Annotated in this window: 22 protein-coding genes; 9 read left to right on the top strand and 13 right to left on the bottom strand. The window is 69.9% G+C overall.

All coding sequences use genetic code 11. The annotated features are described in order from the left end of the window. Nucleotides 1-215: 215 nt before the first annotated feature. The 4 genes from MYSTI_RS02750 to MYSTI_RS02735 form a co-directional block, all read right to left on the bottom strand. Nucleotides 216-701, bottom strand: coding sequence for a thermonuclease family protein (locus tag MYSTI_RS02750; RefSeq protein ID WP_015346167.1), 486 nt, complete (start codon nt 699-701; stop codon nt 216-218). Beyond that, nucleotides 689-2,548: a lamin tail domain-containing protein gene (locus tag MYSTI_RS02745; protein ID WP_015346166.1), complete on the bottom strand. Its 1,860-nt coding sequence runs from the start codon at nt 2,546-2,548 to the stop codon at nt 689-691. Before MYSTI_RS02745 ends, MYSTI_RS02750 begins: the two co-directional genes overlap by 13 nt. 20 nt (nt 2,549-2,568) lie before the next feature. After that, on the bottom strand, nt 2,569-4,584 hold the full coding sequence (locus MYSTI_RS02740; protein ID WP_044278452.1) for a hypothetical protein: 2,016 nt from the start codon (nt 4,582-4,584) through the stop codon (nt 2,569-2,571). A gap of 151 nt (nt 4,585-4,735) precedes the next feature. Further along, the gene (locus MYSTI_RS02735) at nt 4,736-4,930 is read right to left on the bottom strand and encodes a hypothetical protein (RefSeq protein ID WP_015346164.1); all 195 of its coding nucleotides are present in this window, start codon (nt 4,928-4,930) and stop codon (nt 4,736-4,738) included. 203 nt (nt 4,931-5,133) lie between these two features. Between MYSTI_RS02735 and MYSTI_RS02730 the strand changes: the two genes are divergently transcribed. Together MYSTI_RS02730 and MYSTI_RS02725 are read left to right on the top strand one after the other, a co-directional pair. After that, nucleotides 5,134-5,907: an alpha/beta hydrolase gene (locus MYSTI_RS02730; protein WP_084668290.1), complete on the top strand. Its 774-nt coding sequence runs from the start codon at nt 5,134-5,136 to the stop codon at nt 5,905-5,907. Nucleotides 5,908-5,917: 10 nt separating this feature from the next. After that, complete coding sequence (locus tag MYSTI_RS02725; RefSeq protein ID WP_015346162.1) at nt 5,918-6,490, top strand: TIGR02265 family protein; 573 nt, start codon at nt 5,918-5,920, stop codon at nt 6,488-6,490. Here the strand turns inward: MYSTI_RS02725 and MYSTI_RS02720 are convergent. From MYSTI_RS02720 to MYSTI_RS02710, 3 genes are all read right to left on the bottom strand, one after another. Then, the gene (locus tag MYSTI_RS02720) at nt 6,471-7,661 is read right to left on the bottom strand and encodes an ATP-grasp domain-containing protein (RefSeq protein ID WP_015346161.1); all 1,191 of its coding nucleotides are present in this window, start codon (nt 7,659-7,661) and stop codon (nt 6,471-6,473) included. The two genes, MYSTI_RS02725 and MYSTI_RS02720, sit on opposite strands and share 20 nt — an antisense overlap. A gap of 155 nt (nt 7,662-7,816) precedes the next feature. Beyond that, entirely contained in the window at nt 7,817-8,863 is a 1,047-nt protein-coding gene (locus MYSTI_RS02715) for a GNAT family N-acetyltransferase (protein WP_015346160.1), read from the bottom strand. Then, nucleotides 8,856-9,533, bottom strand: a complete 678-nt coding sequence (locus MYSTI_RS02710) for a hypothetical protein (protein WP_052350878.1) — start codon at nt 9,531-9,533, stop codon at nt 8,856-8,858. Before MYSTI_RS02710 ends, MYSTI_RS02715 begins: the two co-directional genes overlap by 8 nt. 331 nt (nt 9,534-9,864) lie before the next feature. On the opposite strand from MYSTI_RS02710, the gene MYSTI_RS02705 reads away from it, so the two are divergent. Both MYSTI_RS02705 and MYSTI_RS02700 read left to right on the top strand, forming a co-directional pair. Further along, on the top strand, nt 9,865-10,464 hold the full coding sequence (locus MYSTI_RS02705) for a PH domain-containing protein (RefSeq protein ID WP_015346158.1): 600 nt from the start codon (nt 9,865-9,867) through the stop codon (nt 10,462-10,464). Continuing rightward, nucleotides 10,457-11,227, top strand: a complete 771-nt coding sequence (locus tag MYSTI_RS02700; protein ID WP_015346157.1) for a PH domain-containing protein — start codon at nt 10,457-10,459, stop codon at nt 11,225-11,227. Before MYSTI_RS02705 ends, MYSTI_RS02700 begins: the two co-directional genes overlap by 8 nt. A gap of 65 nt (nt 11,228-11,292) precedes the next feature. Here the strand turns inward: MYSTI_RS02700 and MYSTI_RS02695 are convergent, their stop codons facing one another. The 4 genes from MYSTI_RS02695 to ettA all read right to left on the bottom strand — a co-directional run bounded on the left by MYSTI_RS02695 (nt 11,293) and on the right by ettA (nt 15,740). Next, nucleotides 11,293-12,948, bottom strand: coding sequence for a LysM peptidoglycan-binding domain-containing protein (locus MYSTI_RS02695; RefSeq protein ID WP_015346156.1), 1,656 nt, complete (start codon nt 12,946-12,948; stop codon nt 11,293-11,295). A 283-nt stretch (nt 12,949-13,231) separates the two neighbouring features. After that, a complete protein-coding gene (locus tag MYSTI_RS43610; protein ID WP_169558601.1) occupies nt 13,232-13,402 on the bottom strand; it encodes a hypothetical protein in 171 nt (56 codons plus the stop codon). Between the two features lie 66 nt (nt 13,403-13,468). Then, entirely contained in the window at nt 13,469-13,966 is a 498-nt protein-coding gene (locus tag MYSTI_RS02690; protein WP_015346155.1) for a hypothetical protein, read from the bottom strand. Between the two features lie 94 nt (nt 13,967-14,060). Further along, nucleotides 14,061-15,740, bottom strand: a complete 1,680-nt coding sequence (gene ettA / locus MYSTI_RS02685; protein ID WP_015346154.1) for an energy-dependent translational throttle protein EttA — start codon at nt 15,738-15,740, stop codon at nt 14,061-14,063. Between the two features lie 138 nt (nt 15,741-15,878). Here ettA and MYSTI_RS02680 point away from each other — a divergent pair, with 138 nt between their 5' ends. From MYSTI_RS02680 to MYSTI_RS02660, 5 genes are all read left to right on the top strand, one after another. Beyond that, nucleotides 15,879-16,286: a hypothetical protein gene (locus MYSTI_RS02680; RefSeq protein WP_015346153.1), complete on the top strand. Its 408-nt coding sequence runs from the start codon at nt 15,879-15,881 to the stop codon at nt 16,284-16,286. A 100-nt stretch (nt 16,287-16,386) separates the two neighbouring features. After that, nucleotides 16,387-17,328 carry an ABC transporter ATP-binding protein gene (locus MYSTI_RS02675; RefSeq protein ID WP_015346152.1) on the top strand — a complete coding sequence of 314 codons (942 nt, stop codon included), beginning with the start codon at nt 16,387-16,389 and terminating at the stop codon, nt 17,326-17,328. Nucleotides 17,329-17,340: 12 nt separating this feature from the next. Further along, a complete protein-coding gene (locus MYSTI_RS02670) occupies nt 17,341-18,102 on the top strand; it encodes an ABC transporter permease (protein WP_015346151.1) in 762 nt (253 codons plus the stop codon). A gap of 99 nt (nt 18,103-18,201) precedes the next feature. Continuing rightward, nucleotides 18,202-19,827, top strand: a complete 1,626-nt coding sequence (locus tag MYSTI_RS02665) for a serine/threonine-protein kinase (RefSeq protein WP_015346150.1) — start codon at nt 18,202-18,204, stop codon at nt 19,825-19,827. Nucleotides 19,828-20,231: 404 nt separating this feature from the next. After that, a complete protein-coding gene (locus MYSTI_RS02660) occupies nt 20,232-21,824 on the top strand; it encodes a carboxylesterase/lipase family protein (protein WP_015346149.1) in 1,593 nt (530 codons plus the stop codon). 105 nt (nt 21,825-21,929) lie between these two features. Here MYSTI_RS02660 and MYSTI_RS02655 read toward each other — a convergent pair whose 3' ends face one another. Continuing rightward, on the bottom strand, nt 21,930-23,369 hold the full coding sequence (locus MYSTI_RS02655; RefSeq protein ID WP_015346148.1) for a M20 family metallopeptidase: 1,440 nt from the start codon (nt 23,367-23,369) through the stop codon (nt 21,930-21,932). Between the two features lie 162 nt (nt 23,370-23,531). Continuing rightward, a complete protein-coding gene (gene treZ, locus MYSTI_RS02650; protein WP_015346147.1) occupies nt 23,532-25,385 on the bottom strand; it encodes a malto-oligosyltrehalose trehalohydrolase in 1,854 nt (617 codons plus the stop codon). Between the last annotated feature and the right edge of the window lie 221 nt (nt 25,386-25,606).

Raw genomic sequence — 25,606 nt, 5'->3', positions numbered from 1 at the left:
GCCCACCCGCCATGGACAGACAGCACCCGCTCCCTCGGGCGCTCGCTTCCCAGGGCTCGCCCTGCTCCCGCCGCGTCGGGGCGCGGACCGGGTTGGATGATTGGCGCGTAGGCATGGCCGTCAGGATTGGAATATGGCGCTCGCGTCGTCTGGGCTCCCTGCCTCGCGGAGCCGCCCGGATGGAGCCTCGCCCGGAGAGCGGGCACAGGAGCGCCTCATCGACAGGGCACCGGTGAGCACGCACCCCAGAGCCCCCGCCGCGCACGGCGAGCCTGGGACTCCAGCGCTCGCAGCTCCGCCTGCCGGGAGGTCCCCGCCGGAGGAATGTGCAGCACACACGCGAAGCCGCGCTCTATCAGGAGCGTGCTCACATCGTGGCCCTCCACGGAGACATAGGCGAGCCGCCGGCCGAAGCGGTCCTCGCACGCCTCCGCGTCGACGAGCGTCACCTCACGGCCCTCGACGAGGCTCCGGTTGAAGGCCAGCGCCTCCGGTCCGAAGCACTCCTGCTTTCCGGACGTGCTCTCCGGCGTGTCCACCAGCACATAGCGGACGCGCTCACCGCCTTCGAGGACCAGGGTGTCTCCGTCGATGACCTCCGCGACCCGCGCCTTGCTGGGACCACAGGGAGAGAGCGCCCCTCCGCCACCACAGGCGGTGAGCCATCCCAGCCAGGCCAGGGAATGAATCAGGGAGCGCATGCGCGGTTCTCCAGGCCCGGCGTGCCTCGGTCCCCCAGGCCATACCGTGCGCTCGCGGGAGACAGGCAGAAGCTCCCCGGCATGTCATTGCGCCAGGGGTCGCTGCTCGCCGGCGCCACCTGCCAGGACACTCCCGGCGTCGCCGCGTGGGTCCAGGTGACGGTGTCCAGCACCTGTCCCGCCACACCGAGCCGCAGCGAGCGCGGGCCCGCGGCGTTGGCCAGGTTGAAGTCGAACGTGGCCAGCACCGAGGGCAGCCCCCCGTTGAGCGAGGTGTCCGCGTTGCGTGCGAGGACACCTCGGCTCCCGGCCCTCATGGACAGACAGAGCGAGGCATCGAGCATCGTGCTCGCGCCGCTCTCGTTCATCAGGCTGACGCCGTTGAGGTCGACGTCGCGCAGCGCGAGGACCTCCACCCACTCGCCCAGGCCATCCGCCACGGCGGCGGGGTCGGCCATGAACTCCGTGAGCACCAAGGAGCCGACACCCGGCGTCCGGAGCGCGCGCGGTCGCCCGGTCATCCGGTCGATGCATGAGGCCCCCACGCTCCCCGCGTCGGGGCCGCCTCCATCGCGAGCGCCCCCATCGGGCACCCCGGCGTCGGCACCTCCATCGCGTGAGCCCCCCTCGAGCGCCCCCGCATCGCGTCCGCCACCAGGCGATCCCCCATCCCATGAGTCGACGCCCTCCTCACACGCGCGATTCACGCGCCCCGGAGTGCCACGGTTTCCACGGGGGCCGTAGGGCTCCCATGCACGACACCAGGCGGCCGGTGAGTCATTGCCGGAGGCACTCGCCTCCCTCGGTGACACCTGCGCCGCCACCCCTTCCTCCGAAGCGCCATACGCCATGGCATCCACCAGCACCTCGCCCGCCCTCACCTGGACCACGCCTCCCGAGTTGCGCAGGTCCACGCCGAACGAGGCCACGGGTGTCGGCAGTCCCCCGTTGAGGACCGCCTCCGTGCGCCGAGCCAGCACCGCGTACCCACCCGCGGGGAGCGACAGACACTGAGGCGCCTGGAGCTTCGCCACCGTGGTGTCCGACCCGATGCTCAGCCCATTGAGGTCCACCGGCACCGTGGCCATGACCTCCACCCATTCGCCCAGCGTGTCATCCCCGAGCGGATTGACCATCACCTCCGTGATGACCAGCTCCCCCGCGCGAGGCCCCTTCACGCCCCGGGGCGACACCGCGCCCAGCGGGACACACGTCGCGATGCCCTCTCCCACGACGCCACCGTCCCCCGCCGCGCACGGAGCATTCGCCGCGCCAGGGCTCCCCTGGAACGTCCCGCTCCCACCGGAGGCCCCAGACACATCACACCACCGCGACAGGTCGTCGTTGCCAGCCGAGTCCGGCCATAGCCGCCCATCCAGGGCGCGCGCCAGACCACTCCTCGCGGGCGCGGAGAGCGGCACCTCGTCAATCACCCGCGAGCCACACCGCAGCCCCAGCTTGCCCGACGCATTCCCCAGCGAGCCCAGCGCGTCGCCATACGACAGGTCCACATGCGCGGGGAGGAGGCCATCGCGGACATCGCCCACCACCAGGTAGTCCCCCGCCAGCACGGACCGAGGCTCCGTGAAGGCGAAGCCCTTCTCCTGCGAGCCATCCGAGCGCGCCGCGTAGAGCGTCAGCGACTCCAGCGCCACGGGCTTCGCGTGGGGATTGTGAAGCTCCACGTACTCCTGCCCCGTGTCACTCCCCTCGGGGTCATTCAGGTACTCGGTGATGACCAGGTCCCCTGGCAACACGCCCGTACACGCCTCCTCCGCCCACTCGTCCGCAGGCACGCCACACGCACTCAAACCCAACAATCCCAACCACCATCCCCAACCCCTCACGTCGACCCTCCCCACGCGCGTCAGAAGCGCGTCTCCACATCCAGGTGGAACAGGTGCCTCGGCGCATCCTGCCCCTTCAAATCCAATACCCACGCATAGCGGCCCCGCAGCGTCAGGGCGTCCAGCGGGGTCCATCCGGCATCCACCGTCGCGCGGACCTCCCGCAGCAGCCGCGTGTGCTCGGACAGGTCCTCGTCCCGCCACTGGACCCGGGCCCCGAACCGCGCCACGGCTCCCGCGCGCACCCGCATCCCCACGAGCGCGTGCCCATCCCACCGGGCCACGGCTTGACCTCGCTCCACGCCCCTCGCGCCCCCAGCCCGCGCCGTCACCTCCACCGACTCCGACAGCACCGAGCGAGCCTGCGTCACCACCTCGTACCGGCTCCCACTGGAGCAGGTGTCCATCGCGTCCTGCTCCACGTCGGCCCCCGAGCAAGCAACGTCCACGCCCACGCCGGACTCCCGCACCTTCAGTTGAAGCGAAGGCTGAAGCCACGGCGGCGCCCGCCAGTCCACGCGCGCGGAGGCGCTCAGCCGCCTCGGCCCCGCGCTCCCCTCCACCTGTCCTCGAAACCGCCACGCCTCCGCCTGCCGATGCACGTAGCGCAGACGCGCGCCCAGCCCCTCGGGCTCGGAGGGTGCTCCGCCATGGGGATTGATGAACCCCCGGCCCCGGTAACGCAGTGACACCTCCCACTCCCGCCCGGCCCCCGAGACCACGGTGCGCTGAAGCGCCGCCCAACCTCCACCGCCTCGCGGAGCGGAGTCGAACGCACGCGAGCCCTCGACGAAGAGGTCCACCGGTCCCACGCCCCACGCCGCGTCCACGCCCACCGCGCCAAACGCACCGCCCGCCGGATAGCGAGCGCCCGGCCGGAACTCGAGCCGCCCCACCGCGTCGGGCCAGACCGGACGCGCCCCCCAGCCCGTCACGCCAACACGCGCACGCGGCGACACCTCCAGCGTCGCGTTGCCACCTCCAGCCCACTCACGAAACACGCCCGGCAAGGTGCGCGCCCGAAGCTTCTCCCTCCGAGACCTCGCCACCGGCACGAAGACCTCGAGCGCCTCGCAGTCCCCCTTCTCCACGGAGGCGGGAGGACACGTCACGGCATCCAGCACCTCGGACCGCTGGAGCGAGCGGCGCTGATAGGAGCCGAAGCCCGTCACCGTCAGCATCACGCCGTCGCCCACGGCCCCACGCACCGTGCCCGCCACGCCGCGAAAGCCCTCGTCCCAGCGAAAGTCCGGGGTGACCTCGGCATCGCGCGTCGCCGCCTCACACCCGGCCTCCACGAGCAGGCACGCCCGCTCCAGCCCCCCCACGGGCTTCACACCGTCATCGGGAAGGAAGCCCTCGGGCGCCGGCAGCGACGTCGTGTCCAGCGTCAGCCGCTGACCGAACCCCAGCCGATAGGTGCCCACCAATACCTGGGCATTCGTGCCCATCCATTGTCCATGGAACTTGGGCACCAGCAGCGCCGTCCCCGGCGCCTCCACCACGAGCGCTCGGCTCCCGGGCTCACGCCGCAGGTCTCCCAGCCTCCGGCGCGCCCATGTCGCGAGCAGCCCCACGCGAAGCCCCGCGAGCCCGCCCGCGCGCAGCTGCAAGGCCATGGGAGGCGCCAGCGAGTCCGACCCCGAGAACGCCGTCATCCACCGCGCCTCCCCCGACACCCCCTCCGACTCGCGCTTCACCAGGAAGGGCGCGAGCCGACGGGCCTCCTCCTCCGTCAGGACACCGCGACGCGAGGACGCCGGACCCCACCGCGCATCCACCTCCGAGTACGTCAGCCCTGGCAGCGCATAGAGCACGCCCCGAGAGGCCCGCTCCACGTCCACGCCCGCGCGCCGCAGCGACATGAGCGCGGCCCAGCTCTCCGAGGAGAGCGTCCCGTCCTCCCACAGCGCGAGGAGCGCCTGCTCATCCTCGAGGCCCTGCTCCACTTCGTAGGGAGCAGCACTCGCGGCCCACGCACCCAACCATCCACACCCCAACCCGACCTGGAGCAACACCCCGAGGAACCGATGCACGCGGCGCCACCCTGCACGCCGAAGACCATCGCGACCTCCCGCGGCACGCCTCCCCGGCGCCGTCCGCCAGAAAGGCCGCGCGTCCACACCCCGGACGCACGCGACGACAGGACGTCATGCGCCGGTGCGAGCACGCCCCCGCGTCACGCCCTCACACCCGGACGACCTGCCGAGGGTCCGCGAGCAACAGCTCCTCCGTCACCGACTTCGCCGCCACCGCGCGAGCCAGCGCGGCGGCATATCTGCGACGGGCTTCTTCACTGCCATCCAGCGCGGCCCGAGCCACCCGGAGGTCGGCCTCGGTCACCATCAACAGCGCGGAGAGGTGCAGGCGGTGCAGTTCCATCAAGGGTCTCCGGAGGGGGCGGTGGCCGCTGCATCGCCACTATGGCAGAGCCGGCCCACCCGCCCATCTCCACGCCCCTCGTGCAGTCATGAGGCCAACCTCCCAAGGCCGCCCCTCCCTCGCCGTGTACGCTCGAGAACCACCGCATGACCCGAGGGGACGAGCACCGCGCCTCCATCCATGCCATGCTTCCTCCCGCATCCATGGGCCACGTCCACATCGTCCGAGACTTCCCCTCCCCCCAGGAGGGCTTCTCCCGCACCGTGCGCATCTACACGCCGGATGCCTACGACACGATGCCCTGGCATCGCTTCCCCGTCCTCTACATGCACGACGGGCAGAACGTCTTCGCCCATCCCGAGTCCGCCCTCTTCGACACGTGGTGCGCCAACGTCGCGATGGAGCAGGGCGTGCACCACGGACACCTGGAGCCGTGGATCATCGTCGCGGTGGACTCGGGCCAGGGCCGGCTCCAGGAGTACTCCCCCTGGAATGACCCGCGCGGCCAGGTGAAGGCCCGAGGCGAGGTCTACGCCCGCTTCCTGGTGGAGCAGCTCAAGCCGCTCGTCGACCGGCACTACCGCACGCGCAACGGCGCCCAGTGGACCGGGGCCATGGGCTCCTCGCTCGGCGGCCTCATGTCGCTGTACCTGGGCCACCGCTATCCCCAGGTGTTCGGCCGCATCGGCGCGCTGTCCCCCACCGTCATGTGGAGCGAGGGCCGCCTCTTCGCCGAGTGGCGCGCCCACCACCGCAGCTGGACGCGCATCTACCTGGACGCCGGCGCCCAGGAGTTCATCCACGCGGACGGACTGCCGCTGCACTACGGCCAGGCCACGCGCGCCTTCTACGACCACCTCAAGCGCCTGGGCTACGGAGACCACGAGGTCTCCCTCATCCTGGAGCCCGGCGGCGAGCACCACGAGAAGGACTGGCAGCGCCGCCTCCCCGTGGCCCTGCGCTGGCTCCTGTCGTGAGGCGCCCGGAGTGAAGCCCGGCAAGCCCGTTCCCCTCGCGGAACGACTCGTCTACATCCAGGTCGTGGAGGGCCTGCTCCAGCACGGCCTCCGAGGACGGCTGTCACCGCGGCTGCGCCTGCGGCTCCGACAGGCGGGCATCGACGTGGACCGCCCGCTGCTGCCCGCCTACCCCGTGACGCTGTGGGTGCACTGCCTGCGCATCATCGCCGAGGAGACCTGGCCCTCCGTCCCCTTGGAGCAGGCCTTCCGCAACCTCGCCACCGCGCACGTGGAGGGCTACGGGCAGACCCTTATCGGTCGCGCGGTGTACGGCGTCATGCGGCTGCTCGGGCCGCGCAGGCTGGTGCAGCGGCTGCCCCAGACGTTGCGCGCCACGGACAACTACACGGAGGCGCTGCTCACCGAGCGCGGCCCCACCGCCTACGAGCTGCGCATGAACTCCGCGCTGGACTGCCCCGGCTACTCGGAGGCGCTCTTCGAGGGCCTGCTGCGCATGGGCGGAGGCGAGTCCCCCCACGCGACGACGCTGTCCGTGGAGGACGGCCACACCACGTACCTGCTCACGTGGACGGAGCGCTGAGCTCGCGCGACACCGTGGCCTGGATGAAGCGCACGGCGTCCTGCATCGCGTCCAGGTCCGTGTGCCGCGTGAGGTACATCTCCTCGCCCAGAAGGCTGTGGTAGATGGGCGGCAGCTCACGGTGGAGGATGAACGCGGGGCCCAGCCGCTTCACCACCTCGTCGTGTGTGTACTGATAGCGGCGGCCATGGCGGCGCGCGCTGTGACACACGTGATATCGCGGCGTGTATCGGAAGTCCGCCACCGGGTCCCCCGTCATCACTCGCGCCCAGAGGCGATACACGTCGATGTCGCATGTGTAATTCATCATGTCCGGGATGAAGCCCCCGGGCGGACGCAGGTTGGCCTCCAGGACGACGAAGCGGCCGTCTGGCAAACGGAAGAACTCCAGGTGGAACCAGCGCTCCCGCAGGCCGAAGGCCGCCACCACCTGCCGGCCGAGCACGTCCAGTGCGGGGGGAATCTCCAGGTGGCTCCAGAAGGAGATGTCCCGGCGCTCCACCACCGTCTCCATGCCGCCGTCGCTGTACTCGTGGCTGAGCGTGAAGACGATGGCCCCGTGCCGGTCCACGATGCCGTCATACGTGACGATGGTGCCGCGCACGTACGGCTGCGCGACATAGGTCGTGGGCAGCGGGTGGGCCAGCGCGGCGTCCACGTCCGCGGCGTGGGAGACCTTGAAGGTGTTGGCCGCGCCCACGCCCACGTCGGGCTTGAGAACCAGCGGGTAGCCCACCCGCGCGGCGAAGTCCTTCACCTGCCCCGCATCGCGCACGCGGATGAGGTCCGGGTGCGGCACCCCCGCCTGCTGGAAGACCTGGGCCATGCCCGACTTCGAGCGCATCCGGTGGATGTCCGTGGGCTGCAACCCCGGGACGTGGAAGTCCTCGCGCAGGCGCGCCTCCACCTCCAGCCACGCCTCGTTGAGCGAGTCGATGCGCTGCAGCCGCCCGTGCCGCCAGGTGAGGTAGCCCGCGGCGCGCAGCAGCGAGTCCTCCTCATGCAGGCTGGGGACGAAGTAGTACTCGCGCAAGGCGTCGCGCAGCTCCGGACGCAGGGACTCGTAGGGGGCGTCGCCGATGCCCAGCACCGTGACACCGCGCTCGCGCAGCGCGGTGACGAAGTGGAAGAAGTGGGACGGGAAGTGCGGAGAGATGAAGACGAAGTTCATGGCTCCTCGGGCCGACAATCCCGGCACCCAGGACCATAGCGCGCCACGCGCCTGCGCCCAGTTCCTTCTCCGCCCTCCTGCGGGGTGGGCGCCCGTCCGACCCGTCGAGGACGGCGGACGCGCGCCCCTGGCGTGAGTGCGCCCCGCGCGCGCCTTCAGCGCAGGTGCGTGAAGACGCGGGGCGACGAAGGCCACTCCACGTCCGGAGAGGACAACAGACACCCCAGCCGCATCCCTCCGGGCCAGGGGACCCATCCAGCCCCTAGCATCAGCGTCGGCGCCACACAGGGGCTGCGCAGCATCGACGCGCAGCTCGCGCCGTGCGCCATCATGTCCTTCATCGCCGCGCGAAGCAGCCGCTTGCGGTCCGCCGACGAGACGGACTCGTGGAACGTCAACAGGTCCACCAACACCGTCAACGGTCCCCGCGCGTTCATCTGGAGCGTGTAGTAGTTGACCAGTCCTCGCACCACGCCGTCGCGCTCCAGCACCAGCGTGTGCGGCATGTCGCGGTACAGGAGCTGCTGCGCCAGCCGCTCCACCGTGTAGGTGTAGCCCAGGCTCACCGGCGCCATCATCCCCTGCACCAGCGACATGCACGCGGCCAGGTCCCCGGGGCGGTAGGGGCGAATCCCCTCCATGTCCACCGGGGCCATCTCCCTTCGCAGCCAGGGACGCAGCAGCGAGAAGAGCGCGCGCTCCGCACGCGTCGAGGCCCAGCGCGACACCGCCGCCGCGTCGAAGACGTGGAGCCACAACCCCAGCGGGTCGAAGGTCCGCGTCCCCGGCGTCTTCGTCCAGAAGCGCTCTCCGGCGGAGCCGTCCGCCAGACAGGCCAGCATCAGCGCCGCCCCGCGCTCCCGCTGGCGGAGGGACATGGCCTCCGCCAGCTTCTGCCCCACACCCATCCCCCGGAACGAGGGGTCCACGCTGAACCAGCTCCCGTACGTCGCATCCACGTCACGGTCTCCCAGCCGCAGCTTCATGGGCTCGGCGAGGATGAGCCCCGCCAGCTGGCCCTTCGCGTACGCCGCCAACCTGTACTCCCGGGGCGCGAGCGAGTTGCCGAAGACCACCCAGTCGAGCAGGCGGGGCTGGAAGTCCGTCAGGGGCCCCTGTGCTCCGTAGTACTCGCCCCAGACGCGGTTGACGAAACGGGACGCGTCCACCGCGTCCCCCTCGAAGAGCCGGACTTCAACCATGAGAGAGCTCCCGCCCCAAGGGCGGCTCGGCGCTCTGCGCCGCGGGGTGCGCACCGAACAGGTGCGTGTAGAGCTCACGCGTCGACGGCGTGAGCACGTTCCACTCCGGCAGGTGGACCTGCTCCGGGGCGACGAGCACCTTCGCGTAGAGCGCTTCATACACGCGCTTCACCGTGCCCGGCGCAATGGCATCCACGTCGAACGCGGGAACCAATCCCACCAACTTGAAACCTTGGGATTCGGCATTCCGCTGATGGCGCGCCGTCTTCAGCGTCGAATAGTAGAGGACCACCTCCGCGCCGATGTTGCGCCCCACCATCTCCAGCGCCGCGGTGCCGATGAATCCAATTCCCATCCCCCGGCGCGTCGGCTCGACGACGCCCAGCCCCGCCGAGAGTTGCAGGCCACGCACGTTCCGCTCCACCGTCAGCAGACCGATGATGTCTCCGCTCGAGATTTCGCGGCATACAAACGCGTACACCGAGCGGTCCGGCGACTCGCCGCGGAGGTAGACGTCCCGCTCGTAGAAGGCGGGGTCCAGGTGGCGGCTCTCCGTGCCGACCCGGATGTCCGGATACCACGCGGCCAGCAGCGCCGTGAGACGCGGAATGTCCTCACGTGCCAGCTGCTCGGCGGAACAACCCTCCGGTTTCACAATTCCAGACAACATCTCTTCGAGAGAGCGCCACGACATTGAGTTCATGCGAACCACCATAGTGAGCGCCTTTTTGGGAAAAACCCTCTCACCCGTGAGACCTCTCCGGAGTCTGTCTTTGATACATCAGCCAGAGGCATCAAGCGTGGCGTGCTCCACAAGAGCCTCGTCGCGCAGTGAGCAGTCCCGCTCGCCCGCGCCGCCGGGCAAGGTTCTCGTGTCTCCAGGCTGACGGGAAAACCGGGACATGACGACAGGGCGAGGACCCCGTATGAAATGGGCTGTGTCATCAACCGTAGAGAACAGCGGCCCACCCCAGAGGGCCCAGCCGCCCGGTGAGCCATCCATGTCCCTTGGCAGTCCCACCACGTCCTCGTCCTCGCCTCCGGGCGCGGCCCTGCCCGTGCAGGTGACGTCTCCCTGGAAGCTGCCCACGGTGCTCCAGCCGCACCCTCACCTGCTGATCAGCTACTTGTTGACGTCCCTGCTGACCGGCCCCGCCTTCCCCGTCTTCGCGCTGCTGCGGTACTTCAAGTTCCGCACGCTGCGCTACGCGCTGGACGAGGAGGGCATCACCATGCGGTGGGGCATCCTCTTCCGCCGGGAGGTGTCCCTCACGTACGCGCGCATCCAGGACATCCACCTCTCCAGCAACGTGGTGGAGCGCTGGCTGGGGCTTGCGTGCATCCAGATCCAGACGGCGAGCGGCAACGCCCAGGCGGAGATCTCCATCGAAGGACTCCAAGAGTTCGAGGCGATGAGAGACCTGCTCTATTCGAAGATGCGCGGGACGCGGGAGCGACCGGTGCCCGCGGGGCCCACCGCGGGGCAGGCAGCGGGCGGGCCGGAGGCGCTGACGGCCGCGCTGCGCGAGGTGGCCGCGGAGGTGCGAGCGCTTCGTGAGGAACTGAGCACGGCCCCCGCGCGGGAGGACACGCATGGCTGAGCTCCCTCACGCGTGGCTGTTGCGGTGGCTGAAGGTGAACCCCGAGCCCCGACTCCCGGAGGGCACGGTGCGTGTCTTCCATGCCGCACCGGCCTACCTGACGTACCGGCGCGCGCTCCTGGGGCTCAAGCACCTGGCCGTGGTGATGGGCACCGTCATCGGCTGGAGCTTCTTCGGCAAGCTCTTCCCCTGGTTCATGGAGCTGCCCTACGCCCGGCCCGCCATCTACACGGTGGAGGCCGTGGTGTGGCTGAGCTTCCTCGTCCTGCTCCCGGTGAGCTTCTTCGTGGTGCGGCTGGACTACGCGCTGCGCTGGTACGTCATGACGGACCGCAGCCTGCGCATCCGCGAGGGCGTCGTGTCCTTGCGGGAGAAGACGATGACGTTCGCCAACATCCAGCAGATCTCCATCCAGCAGAACCCCCTCCAGCGGATGCTGGGCATCGCCGACGTGAAGGTGGAGACGGCGGGTGGAGGGAAGGGCTCGGGCGGCGGGGACCCGGACTCGGGCGCCACGGAGCACCTGCACGAGGCGCGCTTCCGGGGGGTGAACAACGCGGAGGCGATTCGCGACACGCTCCTGGAGCGCGTGCGGATGCATCGCGACACGGGGCTGGGGGAGCCCACCGAGCTCATCACGGACACAGTGCCTCTCACGGGACAAGCCCCCAGCCTGGACGCGGCGCGGGAGCTCTTGTCGGAGGTGCGCCAGCTGCGCGGCGCGCTGTCCCGAGGAGAGCGGCGGCGCGAGCCGGGCACCTGAAGAAGCACCCGGGGGCCGCGAGGTGCACGGCCCGCCGGGCTTGAAGCCTTCACGGAAGTGGACGCTTACGCGTTCGGGCGGACCATCGTCACCTCGAACTGGCGCTGCACCACGTTGCCCGTGCGAGGCCCCGGGCGGCTCAGGCCGCCGGTGCGCTCATCCACGTAGAAGCGGTTGTTGGGGTTCGTGTCCGCGCCGCGGCTCTGGTTGCGCGTGGCCGGGTCGTTGAACGTGTAGAAGGTGCGGCCCTGCGCGTCCACGCCCTTGCCGGTAATCACCACGAAGTGGTCGGTGATGCGGTCCGCGTTGCCCACGTTGCGGCCCTCGCGGTGGTTGACGCCCACCACCACCGGGCGGCCCGCGGCCAGCTGCTGGTCGATGTAGTTGCGGCCGCGCTCCGCCTGCTGGCGGTTCACGGTGATGCCGTTGGGGCCCTCCGCCGTGGCCAGCTGGATGCGGTCGCCAGGACCCGTCACCCGGGCCCCCGCCGCGCGCGCCATCGCCGTGGCGGCGCGGAAGCAGGCCTTGTCGCCAGCGTCCACGACGCGGCTGGAGTCGTACTGGCTGATCCACGGCGTGCGCGTCTGCGTCGCAGCCCTGTCCCCCGACGCGGCCACCCGCGCGGTGTCGTTCATGTCGGTGGGCGTGGCGCCGTCGGTGGTGCGGCCCGAGGTCTGCTGGCGCCGTCCCGTCGTGCGCTCGGTGGCGGGGCGCTCCTCCGTCGTCTTCGACGTCCTGGCGGCGTCGGCCTCGCGGCGCGGGCGCGGCGTGGGGATGGGCACGTCGCGGTCCACCGTGCCGGCGGGCTGCTGAGTGTTGCCCGTGTTGTAGCCCCGCGCATCCAGCGCCCGGACGAGCGCGCCCTCGCGGCGCGTCTGGTCCGCGCGCAGCCGCCGCTCGCTGTGGTCGAAGCCCGCCGCGCGCAGCTCGCCCCGGTCATTGCGGTACGCGTTCACCCGCGCGTCGACCAGGGACTCCCGCGTCACGCCGCGCGGGTCCTGCGCCAGCCGGGGCAGCTCGCGGTTGATGAAGTTCCGGGCGGCGCGAGGCGACTGCGTGTGCAGGTCCATGAAGGTGGACGCCAGGAGCGCGTTGTTCGGGTCCAGGCCCGCCGCGCGCGCCGCGCGCTCGTAGGCGGGCGTGGCGTTGGTGAGCTCGCGGTTCCAGATTTCATCCGCGCGCTGCGGCGTGCTCGCGCCGGGGCCTTGATAGGAGAACGAGCCGCGGTTGTGCGCGGCGTTGCCCGGGTCCGTGTGGCCGCCGTAGCTGCGGGTGAAGCCGCCCGAGGGCGTGCGGTTGCCCTCGGAGGTGCCCACGATGATGGCCGCCTCGGAGTTCGAGCCGCCCCGCGTGAAGGCGCCCAGGTCCTGGATGTTGCGGTAGCCGTTCTGCGTCCCCGACGCCGTCGTGGTCCCCGCCGTCGTGGTCGTCCGGGCCTCCGTCGGCATCGACACGCGCGGGTCGAAGCCATCGTTGTTCGTGGCCGTGCGACGACGCGAGCCGTCGGTGCGCTGCGTCGTCTGGGAACCCGCGTCAAAGCCATCTCGCGGCGGGGGAAGGCGCAGGGTGTCGCCCGCGCGAATCTTGTTCACGTCGCGGATGTTGTTGTGCCGCGCCAGCTCGTCCATGGGGACGTTGAGACGCTCGGCGATCTTGCTGAGCGTGTCGCGGCGGCGAATGCTGTAGCTCGGGTCTCGGCCGGGGTTGTTCCTGACGGTCATGTGGGTGGCTCCCTGTGTGGTCCGAGTCACCCTCCCCAATCACTGCCAGCCGGAAGAGGGCATCAACAGACATCAAGGGGATTCTCAAGAGCCCCTGGCAAAAGTTGCGAACCCACCAGACTTCTCCCCCGCCTCAGAGGGAGAAGTCCGATGACGCACTCCGGGTCCGCCTGATAATGCGATGCATTAATCCCGCAATCCAGGTGAGTCCGTTGCCTGTTCGACACATCCGGATTTCAAACTCACGACTATTTTTTAGTCAAACCACCCAATCACTGTCCAACTACTGACAACAGGAGAAGGTCCAATGCACCGCGCCGCGATAGCGGTTGTCGGGCTGGCGCTCGCAGGGGCCCAGGCTCTCCACCACGTTGCAGGGGCCCGTGGGACAGGTGGTGGTGGCCCGGCGCGCGAGCGACTCGCGCGCGTTCTGCTCGGCCTGGGTACAGCGCAACCCGTAATACCCGCCACGAGAGAGACCGCGTCACGACGGCCTCCATCGTGGGGAGCCCCTACGCGGCTACCGGCAGTTCAGCGGCTCCTTGCAGGTGTACGTCCGGGTGATGGTGGCCCGGAACCCGTCCAGCCGGCTGGGGCCCAGGGGCTCGCAGTCGAGCAGGTCCTGGCTGACCGTGCAGCTGCCCGCCGGGCACCGGGCGGCCACCGTCTGCGCCAGCAGGGTGCGCGCCTGGCTCATCGCCGCGCCGCACCCGGCGCCTTCGCCATAGCGCGTCGACGTGTACTGCGTCGTGCCGCACGTACAGGGGGGAGGACACGTGGTCCGCACGCCGTCACACTCCACCCAGCCCCCGTTGTCCGGGCTCGACTGACAGGCGCTGGTCGCCGAGGAGCACGTCACCGGCGTGCCGCTCGCGCACGTCTGCTCCACGGTGCACAGCGCGGCCTCGGAGGACTCGAGCACACCGGGCTCCTCGCCCGTGCCTCCGCCGCTGCACGCCGTCAGGCCCAGCACCGCGGCCACCACTGCCGTCCTCAGCCAGTCGAGTCGAAGGTTCATGGCTGAACACTAGAACTCGGAGTGAAGACACATCAACTTCTGGATACCGCGCACTCCCCTCCCTCTGGGAGAAAGGGGAGTGATTGCCATTGCACTAATTCTTTGTGATGGGGCGGTAACGGATGCGGTGCGGCTCGAGGGCATCCGGACCCAGGCGCTTCTTCTTGTCCGCCTCGTAGTCCTGGAAGTTGCCCTCGAAGAAGAACGCCTTGCTGTCGCCCTCGAAGGCCAGGATGTGCGTGGCGATGCGGTCCAGGAACCAGCGGTCGTGGCTGATGACCACCGCGCAGCCGGCGAAGCTCAACAGCGAGTCCTCCAGGCTGCGCAGCGTCTCGACGTCCAGGTCGTTGGTGGGCTCGTCGAGCAGCAGCAGGTTGCCGCCGCTCTTGAGCATCTTCGCCAGGTGGACGCGGTTGCGCTCACCGCCGGAGAGGTCCTTCACGCGCTTCTGCTGGTCCTGGCCCTTGAAGGCGAAGCCCGCCAGGTACGCGCGGCTGGGCACCGTGCCGGCGCGGCCCAGGTCCAGGTGGTCCAGCCCGCCGCTGACCTCCTGGAAGACGCTGTTGTCGCCGTTGAGCGCGTCGCGGCTCTGGTCCACGTAGGCCATCACCACGGTGTCGCCCACGCGCAATTCGCCCGCGTCCGGCTTCTCCACGCCCGTCAACATGCGGAACAGCGTCGTCTTGCCGGCGCCGTTGGGGCCAATCACGCCGACGATGCCGCCCGGGGGCAGCTTGAAGCTCAAGTCCTCCAGGAGCAGCCGGTCTCCATAGGCCTTGCGCAGGCCCTTGGCCTCCACGACCAGGCCGCCCAGGCGGGGGCCGGGCGGGATGATGACCTCGCCCGTCGCCTCGCGCTTGTCCTGCGTCTGGTTGAGAAGGTCCTCGTACGCGGCGATGCGCGCCTTGCTCTTGGCCTGACGGGCCTTGGGCGACTGGCGCACCCACTCCAGCTCGCGCTTGAGCGTCTTCTGGCGGTGGCCCTCCGCCTTCTCCTCCAATTCCAGCCGCTTCTGCTTCTGCTCCAGCCAGCTGGAGTAGTTGCCCTTCCAGGGCACACCCTCGCCGCGGTCCAGCTCGAGAATCCACTCGGCCGCGTTGTCCAGGAAGTACCGGTCGTGGGTGATGCAGACGATGGTGCCCTTGTACTCCTTGAGGGCCTGCTCCAGCCACGCGACGCTCTCCGCGTCCAGGTGGTTGGTGGGCTCGTCCAGGAGCAGCAGGTCGGGCTTCTCCAGCAGGATGCGGCACAGCGCCACGCGGCGCTTCTCACCGCCGGACAGCTTCGTCACGTCCGCGTCGCCGGGAGGCAGGCGCAGCGCGTCCATGGCCATCTCGATGGTGCGGTCCAGCTCCCAGCCGTTCACCGCGTCGATGGCGTCCTGGAGCCGGCCCTGCTCGGCCAGGAGCTTCTCCATCTCCGCGTCGCTCATGGGCTCGGCGAACTTCGCGCTCACCTCGTTGAAGCGGTCCAGCGCCCCGCGAATCTCCTTCAGGCCCAGCTCCACGTTCCCCTTCACGTCCAGCGACGTGTCGAGCTGCGGCTCCTGCGGCAGATAGCCGACCTTCGCGCCCGGGTCCGGCTTCGCGATGCCGAAGAACTCCGTGTCCACGCCCGCCATGATGCGCAGGAGCGTGGACTTGCCGGAGCCGTTGGGGCCGATGACGCCAATCTTCGCGCCCGGGAAGAACGACAGGTAGATGCCCTTGAGGATCTCCTTGCCATTCTTGACCTTGCGCAGGTCCTGCATCGTGAAGATGAAATTCTGGGCCATCTGGGGCTTCCTGCTCCGAGCGGTTGGGGGGCTCGCGGATAGCAGGGTGGAACAGCGCACTCAAGGCGCTTGACGGGTTTGCATCCGCCACCTGTCGCCTCCTACCGTCAGGGATTCCCCAGCAGCCAGGAGGTCGTCATGACGGCGTTCGCCCGACTCTTGCGTCCGGTGGTGTTGTTGGTGTCCCTGTCCCCTCTCGCGTGCGGGGGGCCACCTCCCGAAGGCGAGGCCCCTCCCGCTCCCGAGCAGGGCAAGCAGGCCCTGACGCCCCCCACGGTGACGATCTCCACCTGTTACATGTCGGGCTTCGGCCGGCCCAACTTCACCTGTGAGGGCCAGGTCACCGGAGGCACGCTGCCCTACAACTTCTTCGCCTGGTGGAACGTGGCCAACACCACCATCGGCGTCATGACCTTCACCGGCCCGAACTCCACGAAGGTCAACGGCCGGTGCGTCGCGTACCAGACGGCCCAGGTGCGCTTCGAGGTCACCGACGCCGACGGCGTCACCGCGGACGCGGTCTACTCGTTCCCCTGCGTGCCGTAACACGCCGCGACACGCCGCGTGGGACCTGGCGTCGCCTCCGGAAAAAGTCCCCGCACGAGACAAGCGCCGCGCGGACGAAGGTGTTACAGGAGGCGGCGCCATGTCGACCCCCACCCCCGCCCTGGAGCTTCAGGGGCTCACGAAGCGCTACGGCTCGTTCACCGCGTTGCACCAGATGAACCTCACCATCCAGGCGGGGGAGATCTTCGCGCTGCTGGGGCCCAACGGGGCGGGCAAGACGACGATGATTGGAAGCGTCTGCGGCCTGGTGAAGAAGACCGAGGGCGCCATCCGCGTCTTCGGCCAGGACCTGGACAAGGACCCGGTGGGCCCGCGCTACCAGGTGGGCCTGGTGCCGCAGGAGATCAACTTCGACCCGTTCTTCACCGTGGCGGAGTCGCTGCGCATCCAGCAGGGCTTCTACGGCCAGAAGCGCGACGAGGCCCGCGTGGACGAGGTGCTCACCGCCCTCAACCTCCACACGAAGAAGGACTCGCTCACGCGCGCGCTGTCGGGCGGCATGAAGCGCCGGCTGCTCATCGCCAAGGCGCTGGTGCACAAGCCCAAGCTCGTCTTCCTGGATGAGCCCACCGCGGGCGTGGACGTGGAGCTGCGCCGCGACCTCTGGACGTACGTGCGCAAGCTGGCCTCGCAGGGCACCACCATCGTCCTCACCACGCACTACCTCGAAGAGGCGGAGGAGTTGGCGGACCGCGTGGGCATCATCAACGAGGGCCGCCTGCTGATGGTGGAGGACAAGGCGACGCTGCTCAAGCGCTTCGGGGAGAAGCGCGTGGTCGTCACCTTCGACACGCCGCAGACGACGCTGTCCGAGGCGGTGCGCCGCTTCACCGCGCGACTGGCCGAGGACGGCCGCACGCTCACCTATGTGGAACGCGAGGGCGTGGCCCCCGCCGGAGACCTGCTCCGCGTGCTGTACGCGGAAGGGCTCCCCATCGCCGACGTGGAGACGCGGCGCTCCCGGCTGGAGGACGTCCTGTTGGAGGTCCTCCGCGGCCGTCCCTCCACCCAGGCCGCCTGAACACAGACACCCATGAACATCACCGGGATGCAGACGCTGTTCGTGAAGGAGGTCCGGCGCTTCTTGCGCGTGCCGGGGCAGACCGTCCTTTCACCGCTCATCAGCACCACGCTGTACTTCATCGTCTTCGGCTACTCCATCTCCACCCGGGTGCACGAGGTGGAGGGCTCGCCGTACCTGCACTTCATCGTGCCGGGCCTGGTCTTCCTGGGCATCGCCAACAACGCCTTCCTCAACAGCTCCTCGTCGCTGTTCATCACCAAGATCCAGGGCACGGTGGTGGACCTGCTGGTGGCGCCCCTGGGGCCCGGTGAGCTGATGGCGGGCTTCATCGGCGGCGCCATGGTGCGCGGCCTCGTCGTGGGCGGCCTGACGTGGATGGTGGCCGGGCTCTTCACCGGCTTCAGCCTGCCGCACGCGGGCGTGGCCGCGTACTTCCTGCTCATCTCGTCCTACGTGTTCAGCGTGCTGGGCATGCTCGCCGCCGTGTGGGCGGAGAAGTTCGAGCAGATCAACTTCTTCCCCACCTTCGTGATGCTGCCCCTCACCTTCCTGGGCGGCGTGTTCTATTCGGTGCGGGAGTTGCCCGCGCCCTGGAACACCATCAGCCTCTTCAACCCCATGGTCTACATGGTGGAAGGGCTGCGCTACGGGATGCTGGGCAAGAGCATGTACTCGCCCCTGTTCGGCGCCAGCATCCTCGCGGGCGTCGCCGTGGTGGCCACCGTCGTCTCGTACCTGGTGCTCCGCTCCGGTTACCGGATGAAGGCCTGACACCTACCCGGACCTTCACCCCTCCGTCGTCAATGTGGGGTGACAGCCGACTGGTCATTTCCCGCACGGTGAGAAAGGAAGATATTCTCGCCGGACATCATGGCGGTGCCATTCGGTAAGTACGAGTTGCTGCGGAAGATTGCCTCCGGCGGCATGGGTCAGATCTTTCTGGCCCGTGAGCACGGAACGGGTTTCGAGCGGCTGGTGGTCCTGAAGCTCATCCTTCCGCATCTGGCGGAGGACGATGAGTTCTTGTCGATGTTCTTGGATGAAGCGGGGTTGGTCGCTCGGCTGACGCACCCCAACCTCATCACCATCCTGGACCTGACGCAGATTGAGGCCCGACATTGTCTGGCCATGGAGTACGTCCAGGGGGACGACGTACGGAGGTTGGACAAGTACTCCCGCGCGCAGGGCAAGCCCCTGTCGGTGGGGATGATTCTGCGCATCATCGCGGACGCGGCCGCGGGCCTTCACTACGCACACCAGGCGAGGGACGTGCAGGGCAAGCCCATGCGGCTGGTCCACCGCGACGTGTCTCCGCAGAACATTCTCGTCGGCTTCGACGGCGGGGTGAAGGTCATCGACTTCGGTGTGGCCAAGGCCGCCACCAGCAGCGCGAACACCGCCACCGGCGTGCTGAAGGGGAAGTATCCCTACATGTCCCCGGAGCAGGCGGGAGGGCTGGCCATCGACGCGCGCAGCGACCAGTTCGCGCTGGGCGTGGTGATGTGGGAGCTGCTCACGGGCAAGCGCTTGTTCAAGGGCGACTCGGACCTGATGACGCTGCGGCTGGTGAAGGACTGCCAGGTGCCGCGTCCGTCGCAGCTCAACCCCAAGCTGCCGCCCGGGCTGGATGAGGTGGTGCTCAAGGCGCTCGCTCCGACACCGGACGAGCGCTATCCGGACTGCGGGGCCCTGCGGCTGGCGCTGGAGGACTTCGCGCTCAACCAGCGGGTGCCCTCCAGCAGCGCGCACCTGGCGGCGTACCTGCGGGAGCTCTACGCGGAGCGCATCAACGCGGAGACGGACCCGGCGCGGTTGGACCAGTTGGCCGAGGACGCGGACCTGGACTCGCGCTCCAACTCGTCGCTGAGCGGCGTGGGGGGCACCAGCGGGCGCACGTCCGGCTCGAGGCAGCCGCGCTCGGGCACGCGCTCCAAGCACCAGACAGCGGCGCTGGGCATCCCCAGCCCCGTGGTGAATGACCGCACGCGCGGCACCTCACCCATGGACCGCGCGCCCAACGCGGAGGCCCGGCGCGTTCCGTGGGTGCCCATCGTCATCGCCGCCGCGAGCCTGCTGGTCGCGGCCGGAGCGGCGGTGGTCTTCATGCGGCAGCCCACGACGACGCCCCCGTCGACCCAGCCCCAGCAGGTCCATGTGGAGCCCGAGCGGCCTGTTGCCCCGCCGCCCAAGCCCGCACCGGAGCCGGTGAAGATGGTGGAGCTGCCCGTCATCACCGAGCCCCCCGGCGCCACGGTGAGCGTGGGCGGCGAGGAGCGCGGCGTGACGCCCATGAAGCTGGAGCTGGAGCAGGGCGCGCCCATGGTGGCGGTGACGCTGGCGCTCAACGGCTATGAGCCGGTGACCCGCGAGGTCTCCGCCGCCGACGAGGAGCTGCGCCTGGAATTGCGGCGCCAGGGCGGCAAGTCCCCTGGCACCAACCCCAAGCGGCCCGGGAGCTCTCCGGGCGGCAACCTGGGCATCAAGACGGGCCGCTGAAGCCGCGGCCCTTCCGGTCATGGTGGGCCCACGGCGGGGCCCGCCATGCAGCCGCGGATGCAAGCCATTGACGGGTGTGGCCAAGCCAAATCCAGACACGCCCGCCCCGCCTCCCCCGGCCCCGCGCGCCCACGGTCTCCTCCTCCAGGGCCAGTCCGGTGCGGCGGGCAGGACACTCCCCCCGACCTCCAGGGCCGGGGTGCCGAGGTAGGTCTGTCCTCCAGGCCATGCCGCGCCGGAGGCTTCGCCAATGGGTTGGCGCAGGCGCTCCGTGAACCTCTATTCCTTGCACCCCGTCGGACATCGGACGACTCGCGCATCCACTCCCGGACCCGGTACCTCCCAGCGTCGGATGTCTGGACGGACGTGAAGACATGCAGCGTTCACCAGAAGGGGAGCGACACATGGCAGGCGAGAAAGCACTGGTGGTCTCCACCCGTGAGGGGCAGGTCCAGGGCGCGCTGGTCGACCGGGTGATGGTCTTCAAGGGGATTCCGTACGCGAAGCCTCCCGTGGGCTCCCGGCGTTGGAAGTCCCCCGAGCCCATGGACCCGTGGTCGAACGTCCGCCCCGCGCTGGAGTTCGGCCTCTCCCCCTTCCAGGACCGGCAGGGCTGCATCGACACGGGAGGTGGCGACCCCGGGAAGATGAGCGAGGACTGCCTCTACCTCAACGTCTGGACGCCCCGAGCGGAGGCCGGCGCGAAGCTGCCCGTCGTCTTCTGGATTCACGGCGGCGCGTTCGTCATCGGCGCGGGCAACCTGCCGGCCTACAACGGGGTGCCCCTGGCGAGTCAGGACGTGGTGCTCGTCACCTTCAACTACCGGCTGGGCCACTTGGGCTTCTTCGCGCACCCCGCGCTGGAGCGGGAGAACCCGAACGGCCCGGTGAACTTCGGCCTGCTGGACCAGATGGCCGCGCTGGCGTGGGTGAACCGCAACATCGCGCAGTTCGGCGGAGACCCGGACAACGTCACCGTCATGGGCCAGTCCGCGGGCGCCAAGTCCGTGCTGTCGCTCTACGCGTCGCCGCTGATGAAGGACAAGAACCACTTCAAGCGGGGCGTGGCCCTCAGCTCCTACGTCCTCAACGAGCTGCCCCGCGAGGACGCCGTCTCGCGAGGCACCATCTTCGCCAGCGACCTGGACCTGACGGGTGACGACGTCACCATGGAGCAGTTGCGCGGGCTGAAGGCGGATGACTTCTGGAAGCGCTCGCCCGGCACGGTCATCTCGCCGGCCTCCGTGGTGGGGGACCCGGTGCTGCCGAAGACGCTTCGCGCCGCGTTTCGCGACAACCAGGCGCTCAAGCTGCCCCTCATCCTCGGCAGCACCAGCTACGACGCCAGCGTGGCGGTCGCCTTCGGAATCGAACCGAAGGACGTCGTCGAGCGGCTGGGCAACCTGGTCGGCGTGGTCCGCCCCTACTACCCGGACGTGTCGGATGACGATGAGCTGGGTCGGCGCATCTGCACCGACTTCGTGTTCACCGTGGTCCCCCGGCTGTTGGCCGACCACCACGCGGAGCACGCGCCCGTCTGGCGCTGCTTCTTCGACTACACGGCGGCGCGGCTTCGCGGAGAGCGGCCCCACGGCGTCCCGCACGGCGAGGACGCCCCCTGGTTCCTCCTCACGCCGGACCGGTGCCCGCCCACGCAGGGCAAGCTGGTGGAGGAGGACCAGCAGTTCCTGCGCCGCCTCCAGACGCACGTGCTCCAGTTCATCCGCACGGGAGACCCGGGCACCAGCGAGGGCGTCGCGTGGCAACGCCACACCCTGCTCAAGGACGCCGCGCTGGTGCTGGGCGAGGAGGTCCTGATGGCGCAGCCCTACAAGAAGAACCTGCTGGGGCTGGCGGTGCTCGCGGTGGGCATGGGCCTCATCGACAACGCCATGCGGCCTCCCGCCGGGCGCAGGTCCACGCCGCCCGACCCGTACGCCGTCTCGCACTTCGGCCTGACGGGCACGAACGCCCAGGCCGCGGGACAAACCGGCTAGGCCCCGTCCCACCGCGGCGGCGGCGCGGCTCGCCGCCAGCCATCGCTCGCCAGGGTGCGGGTGGCGCTCATCTTCCCGGCGCCACCCGCGGCACTCCCAGGCGGGTCAGCGCTTGAAGTGCTCGGCGATGACGCTGGCCACGCAGCACGTGAGCTTCTTGCCGGTGGGGACGTGCAGGAACTCGTTGGGCCCGTGCGCGTTGCTGCCCGGCCCCAGCAGGCCGGTGATGAGGAACTGCGCCTCCGGGAAGCGCTCGCCCAGCATGCCCATGAAGGGGATGGTGCCGCCCTCGCCCATGGCCATGGCCGGCCGACCGAAGTACGTGCCGGACGCGGACTCCACCGCGCGAGACAGCCAGCTCGCCAACGGCGGCGCGTCCCAGCCGATGCTCGCCTTGTCGCCGTCGAACGTCACCTTCGCGCCGTACGGCGGGTCCTTCTCCAGCGCTTCCTTCAGCGCCTTCTGCGCCGCCTTGGGCTCCAGGCGCGGCGGGATGCGCATGGACAGCTTCACCGTGGTGAAGGGACGCAGCACGTTGCCCGCGTTCTGCAGCGACGGCATGCCGTCCACCGCCGTCACCGACAGCGCCGGACGCCACGTGCGGTTGAGCACCAATTCCGCGCCGTCGTCCGACATGGGCTTCATGCCCGGCACCCACGGGAACTTGGCGAAGACCTCCTCGCCCAGCACCTTCGCCGCGGAGGACGCCTGCTCGCGCCGCTCCTGGGGAATCTCCACGTGCAGGCCCTGCACCGTGACGCGGCCCGTGTCCTGCTCCTCCACCCGCGACAGCACCTGACGCAGCACGCGGAAGGACGACGCGACGATGCCGCTGGCGTCGCCGGAGTGGACACCCTCCGTGAGCACGTCCACGCGCAGGTTGCCCGCCACCATGCCGCGCAGCGACGTGGTCATCCAGAGCTGCTCGTAGTTGGCGCAGCCCGAGTCCAGGCACACCACCAGCGACGGCTTGCCGATGCGCGGCGCGAGCGCCTCGATGTACGCGGGCAGGTCGTAGCTGCCGCTCTCCTCGCACGCCTCGATGAGGACGACGCAGCGCGCGTGCGCCACGCCCTGCTCGCGCAGCAGGCGCAGCGCCGTCAGCGACGCGAAGGCGGAGTAGCCGTCATCCGCGCCACCCCGGCCGTAGAGCTTGTCGCCCTCGCGCTTGGGGGTCCACGGCGTCAGGTCCTCGCGCCAACCCGTCATCTCCGGCTGCTTGTCCAGGTGGCCGTACAGCAGCACGGTGTCGTCGCCGCGCGTGCCGGGAATCTCCATGTAGATGACCGGCGTGCGGTCGCGGCCCTGCTCATCCTTGAGGCGGACCACTTCCAACGTGAGGCCGGGCAGGTGGGCCGCCTGCGTGCGGCACCACTCCGCGATGAGCTGCACCGCGGCTTCCATGTGGCCGTGCTTCACCCAGTCCGGGTCGAAGGCGGGCGACTTGTTGGGGATGCGGATGTAGCGCTCGAGCGCCGGGAGGATTTCCTTCTCCCAGATGCGGTCGGAGGATTCGGTGGCGGTCTGGACGTTCATGGCCGGCATGCTGAGCACGGGACGCCCCCTCTGTCGACACCAGCGAATCCGGAGCGAAGCCGCCCGGGCCCCCCGCCCCCCTGCCCCCACCTGATGGCCCCCATCGGCCCGCCTGTCGTGGGCCCCAAGGCACCGAGGAAGCGCCGCGTCACCCGCCGTGCGGTGTCCACGCTACTTCGCGCTCGAGACACGCAGCACGACCGCCGAGGGGCCCTCCAGCGTCACGGCTCCGTCTCGCAGCGGTGACTCCCGCGCGGCGCCGCCGAAGCGAGGGGCCTCGCTCCACAGCAGCACCTCCGCGCCCCGAGGGACTGGGTGCGTCAGCGTCCCGCGCAGGGCGAGCAGCACGAGCAGCGTCTGCCCTTCCGAGCACCGCTCCAGGCACAACGCATCGGGCCCCAGCGCTCGCGCGTCGTAGGTCCCCCGGCGCGCCTCCCTGAAGGCGGGCTCACGCCCACGCAGCTGGAGCAGCTCGCGATAGAGCAGGCGGACCCCGGCGTGCGCGGGCTGGTCCGCCTCACTCCAATCCAGGCGGGAGCGGGTGAAGGTCTCCAGGGCCTGCGGGTCGGGGACCTCCTCGCCCGCGAAGCGTGAGAAGTCCGCGAACTCGCGGCGCCGTCCTTCCGTGACGAGCCGCCCCAGCTCCGCATGGTGGTCCGTGAAGTAGAGGAACGGCGTGCTCGCGTTCCACTCCTGTCCCATGAAGAGCAGCGGTGTATAGGGCGACGTGAGCAGCAACACACTCATCGCACGGAAGGCGGCCGGGGACACATCGCTCCCCAATCGCTCTCCCAGCGCGCGGTTGCCCACCTGGTCGTGATTCTGAAGACAGTACACGAAGTGCCACGGCGCCAGTCCCTCGGCCGACGTGCCTCGCGCCTGGCCCTGGTGCTTCGACACCTGCCCCTCGTAGAACCAACCGTGGCGCAGCGTTCGCGCCAGGTCCTCGGTGTGGCCCGTGTAGTCCTGGTAGTAGCCCTCACTGTCTCCCGCGAAGGCGCGCCGCATCTGGTGATGGAAGTCATCCGCCCAGAGGCCATCCAGCGCGTAACCGCCTTCGGCCGAGGAGAGGACCAGGCGCCGCTCGTTGCGCCCATCCTCGGCGATGAGGAGCACGCTTCGCCCCGGTGCACAGGCCCGCGCGCGCTCGGCGATTTCGTCGAGCAGGTGCCGGGGACTCTCGTCCACCAGCGCGTGGGTCGCATCCAGGCGCAGCCCATCCAGGTGGTAGTCGCGAATCCACATCTCCACGTTGGAGAGCACCAGCTCGCGCACGGGCGCGCTGTCCGCGCCGTCGTAGTTCACCGCGTCGCCCCACGGCGTGTGGTGGCGTCCGGTGAAGTAGTGCGGCGAGTACACCCGGAGGTAGTTCCCGTCCGGACCGAAGTGGTTGTAGACGACGTCCAGCACCACGGCGAGGCCCCGCGCATGGGCCGCGTCCACCAACCGGCGCAGGCCCTCCGGCCCGCCATACACCTGGGCGGGCGCGAAGAGGTCCACGCCGTCGTAGCCCCAGCTCCTCTCGCCGGGGAAGCAGGCCACGGGCATCAACTCCAGCGCGTTGACGCCCAGCTCCACGAGCGCGGGGAGCCGGGCGATGAGCGCCTCGAAGGTGCCCTCGGGCGTGGCGGTGCCCACGTGCACCTCGTAGAGGACGAGTGACGAGGGCTCCACGCCCTTCCATCCCGCGTCCGTCCACGCGAAGTCCGGCACCACCACTTCGGACGGCCCATGCACCCCTTGCGGCTGCGCGCGGGACCACGGGTCCGGAAAGGGCCCTTCCCCATCCACACGCAGCTTGTAGAGGACTCCGGCCCCCTGCCCTTCCAGCTCGGCGACGAAGAAGCCACCGGCCTCGGGGGTCATCGGCAACACGCGTCCGGGCGCACCCCGCGCGTCATGGAGGACCACCTCCACCCGCTGATGGCCCGGGGCCCAGACCCGCCACCGCGCCGTCGGGCCCGCATCGACCCAGGCCCCGAGCTGCTTCCGCCGCGTGCTCGCCAACACCTCGAGAGGACTCATACGTCTGTCCGTGTAATGCGCCCGCCCTCTTCCGGGGAGCACTTGTGCACCGGGAAGCCCTCCCCACGGGCGCGAGGTGTTCACGGGTGGGCTTTCGCGCGGCGCGGACCCGGGTCGGTGAGGCCCGCCTGTCTCCTTGCTTGGAATGAGGGCATGACGAGGCGTGCTTGTAGACACCGCGTCCCCCTTGGATGATGCGCCCCTGCTCCGGTGCCCCCGAG

It is taken from the genome of Myxococcus stipitatus DSM 14675 (assembly GCF_000331735.1).
GTDB lineage: Bacteria > Myxococcota > Myxococcia > Myxococcales > Myxococcaceae > Myxococcus > Myxococcus stipitatus.
The sequence above is the reverse complement of the archived record's forward strand: the minus strand, read 5'-3'. Positions and strand labels throughout refer to the sequence as shown.